This is a genomic window from Streptomyces djakartensis, assembly GCF_014651075.1.
Taxonomy (GTDB): domain Bacteria; phylum Actinomycetota; class Actinomycetes; order Streptomycetales; family Streptomycetaceae; genus Streptomyces; species Streptomyces djakartensis.
On sequence record NZ_BMWE01000106.1, the window covers coordinates 1 to 504 of the forward strand.

Annotated in this window: 2 pseudogenes; both read left to right on the forward strand. The window is 60.3% G+C overall.

The features are described from left to right. A pseudogene (gene istB / locus IE212_RS34675) lies at positions 1–224 on the forward strand (IS21-like element ISBlo2 family helper ATPase IstB); the annotation flags it as partial. A gap of 98 nt (positions 225–322) precedes the next feature. Beyond that, a pseudogene (locus tag IE212_RS35365) lies at positions 323–504 on the forward strand (hypothetical protein); the annotation flags it as partial.

Here is a 504-nt window from a genome sequence, read left to right on the forward strand (position 1 = left end):
TCTACCAGATCATCGCGGGCAGCTACGAAAGACGGAGCATCATATTCACCACGAACATCGAGTTCAGTAAATGGGGCACGGTCTTCGCGGACGACAAACTCGCCGCAGCGATCATCGACCGCATCGTGCACCACGGGCGGCTCCTCGAGTTCACCGGCCAGAGCCGCCGCGTCAGTGAGGCCCTCATGTTCGGCAGGAACACCTCCGCGCAACCGGAAAAATAAGGAAAATGCATGCAACTGCCTAAACCCGAAAAAAATACATGACTAAACCGAGGTGGTGACGTTTTCTTGGACTCCCTGACCGGGAGGAGAACCCCCTCATGGCGAAGTACAGCAGGGAGCAGCGCGACAGGGCCGTGGACCTGTACATCAAATACGAACGCTGCGCCGCCGACGTGATCCGCGAGCTCGGCTATCCCAGCAAGGGCGTGTTGCTGTCGTGGTACGCGGACCGGCTCGAGGAGGAGCGCACCGGCGTTCCCTCCGGGCGCGGGGAACGCTA